Origin of the sequence: Agriterribacter sp. (assembly GCF_035444585.1) — a bacterium.
Classification (GTDB): Bacteria; Bacteroidota; Bacteroidia; order Chitinophagales; family Chitinophagaceae; genus Agriterribacter.
This window is the reverse complement of sequence record NZ_DAOMOZ010000355.1, coordinates 1-2712: the sequence shown is the minus strand read 5'-3', so window position 1 is coordinate 2712 and position 2712 is coordinate 1. Positions and strand designations below refer to the sequence as shown.

Annotated in this window: 3 protein-coding genes; 2 read left to right on the top strand and 1 reads right to left on the bottom strand. The window is 44.6% G+C overall.

Annotation, left to right across the window (positions count from 1 at the left end; all coding sequences use genetic code 11):
- Positions 1-1181: DUF5690 family protein (locus tag PLH26_RS21405; RefSeq protein WP_324588051.1), on the bottom strand; the 1181-nt coding region annotated here is incomplete at its 3' end.
- Positions 1182-1280: 99 nt separating this feature from the next.
- Here PLH26_RS21405 and PLH26_RS21400 point away from each other — a divergent pair.
- Positions 1281-2006, top strand: a complete 726-nt coding sequence (locus tag PLH26_RS21400) for a pyridoxine 5'-phosphate synthase (RefSeq protein WP_324588050.1) — start codon at positions 1281-1283, stop codon at positions 2004-2006.
- Positions 2007-2057: 51 nt separating this feature from the next.
- Positions 2058-2579: a DUF2911 domain-containing protein gene (locus PLH26_RS21395; RefSeq protein ID WP_324588049.1), complete on the top strand. Its 522-nt coding sequence runs from the start codon at positions 2058-2060 to the stop codon at positions 2577-2579.
- The last annotated feature ends 133 nt before the right edge of the window (positions 2580-2712 follow it).

Here is a 2712-nt window from a genome sequence, read left to right as displayed (position 1 = left end):
ATAAGCACTACCGACCAGTTCATTTCTTTCATAAAAAATTCTTTGTACAGCATCAGCACAACACTGCCCAGGTAACCGATGGAATCGCACATGTATACAAAAAAGCCGGCATTGGCCTTGATGCGGAAATGAGCGATCAGGCGTTCAAACAATGCAATTTGCATGGGCATATAAGCAAGAAAAAGTCCCGTGCCCAATAACAGCATCCACCAGAAAGGAGAAAGAATATGCTTTTGAAACAGGATGGTAGCCATTGCCGTTATGATGAAGCCGGCGCCTATAATGCCGTTCACCACCCAAAATCCTTTAAAATTGTTTTTAATAGAAGACAAACTTCCTATAACTGCCAGCACTATAATACTGGTAACAGCTTCTGTTTGGGTAAATACGTTTTTGTCCCAGCCGGGGTCTACTTCATTCCATATTTCAACTGTAAAATTATCCCTGAAGTCGCGCAGGGTTGCCAAAAAGGTATAAAGTATAATAAAGCATATCAAGCCCCATCCATAGCGGCGGAACACCGTTCGCTTGTCGGTATTGGTCATTGGCAGCCGGGGAGCCCGCAGGGCCATATCTTCTTTGGAAGGAGCAGGGATAACAGACAACATCCATACAAACAAAAGGAACAGGGGCAGGAACAATAAGCCCATTACAAAAGGCATCCAGAATTCGCCCACGGCAGGCAGCCATTCCCGTACATCAAAATAAATGGTTTTTAACATGCCCGACGAAACGATCAGGCTTACACTGAGACCGATAGCCAGCACCTCCGTAAATCTTCTTCCCTCGAGATAGCTGAATACAATTCCCCATATCATACCCAACGGCAGCCCATTCAAAAACAGGAACATGAAATTATAGGGATGAGGCACCCATCCAAAAAACAATAAAGCGATCTCTGCAAAAAGTATTAACCCGATAATGAGCTGCGTACGGCTTGCGGCCTTGAGTTCCGATATTACTTTAATTCCTATGAATTTGGAGATCATGTAACCAAATACCTGCGCTATTATAAGCACTACTTTATAATTTATGTTCCACAGCGATAATCCTTCATAGGTGCCGGCATTAAAGGGCTTCCTGAAAGCATACATACAAAAATAGGTGCCGAAGGCCGCCACCATGCACCATGCAATAAAAAACACTTTGGAACCTGCAAGCAGTTGTTTGATTGATCGCATCAAGTAAATTTTTAGTAAACTTTTGTTTAGTCTTTGTAAATATATTGAAATCCGGCTTAAAGCCTGTAAAATAATATAAATAAGGGTTTAATTTTGAATATGCATCACATCACAAAACTTTCGGTAAACATAAATAAAATCGCAACGCTGCGAAACAGCCGTGGCGGCAACAATCCCGATGTGCTGAAAGCAGCAAGAGACATAGAGCGCTTTGGCGCCGACGGCATAACCGTACACCCCAGGCCCGACGAAAGGCATATCCGCTACAGCGATGTAAGAGAAATAAAAAAGATGATCAGCACAGAGTTCAATATTGAAGGGAATTGCAGGGAACAGAAGTTTGTTGACCTGGTGCTGGAAACCAGGCCTGAACAGGTAACCCTGGTGCCCGACGACCTGGGGCAGATCACCAGTGACCACGGGTGGGATACCATAAAGCATAAAGATTATTTAACGGAGATGATCCGGGTTTTTCAGCAGGCCGGCATCCGGGTATCCATATTTGTTGACCCTGTTATTGCAATGGTGGAAGGAGCTGCCGCAACAGGAACCAACAGGATAGAACTGTATACCGAAGGGTATGCAAAAAAATATTTAACAGATAAAGAAAATGCCGTTGCCCCTTACTTATCCGCTGCGCAACGTGCAGGGGAACTGGGGTTGGGCATAAATGCAGGACATGATCTTGACATGCATAACCTCAGCTATTTTAAGCAACATATCCCGTGGGTGAACGAGGTCTCTATCGGTCATGCCCTGGTTTGTGATGCGCTTTATTTAGGATTAGAGAATACAATTCAATTGTACAAACGGCAACTGCAATAACACGGATGGCATGAATATTGAGACCCTGTTAGTATTAAAAACCACAACGATATGAAAAGATCATTCCTATTTCCGGCAGTAGCGGTTCTGCTGCTAACAACAGGTACGGCTTTGGCGCAGGATAATAAAGCACCCGCCAGTCCTCCCGCAACTGCGTCTGCAAAAATAACCAGCGGCGCTACTATTAAAATTGATTACAGCCAGCCGTCGGTAAAAGGCAGGACCATTGGCAAGGACCTTGAGCCGCTGCCCGGCAAAGTATGGCGCACAGGAGCCAATAAAGCCACTGTTTTTGAAACCGACAAAGACATAAAAGTTGAAGGACAGGATTTACCCGCAGGCAAATATGGTTTGTTTACCATCGCAGGCGATGATGAATGGACCATCATATTCAATAAAACATGGGAACAATGGGGCGCTTTTAATTACGATGAAAGCAAGGACGCTTTAAGGGTAAAAGTTAAACCTCTAAAGGCACCGGCTTTCGCGGAACAATTCACCATTAATGTGGATGAAAGCGGGGAAGTGAGTTTATTGTGGGGAGATACGGAAACTGATTTTACGGTGATGTGACGGAGAAGAAGTGAGAGGTGAAACGTGAGAAGTGAGTTAGATGCGGTCGGCACCCGACAAAGGAGGGTCAGACCGCATCCGGGTGCAAAGCACCGGGGAACAAATAATAAGAACCAAATCACAAGAACCAAAT

Coding starts and splice junctions, on each gene's coding strand:
- PLH26_RS21400 (WP_324588050.1), top strand. CDS start 1,281: ATGCATCACATCACAAAACTTTCGGTAAACATAAATAAAATCGCAACG.
- PLH26_RS21395 (WP_324588049.1), top strand. CDS start 2,058: ATGAAAAGATCATTCCTATTTCCGGCAGTAGCGGTTCTGCTGCTAACA.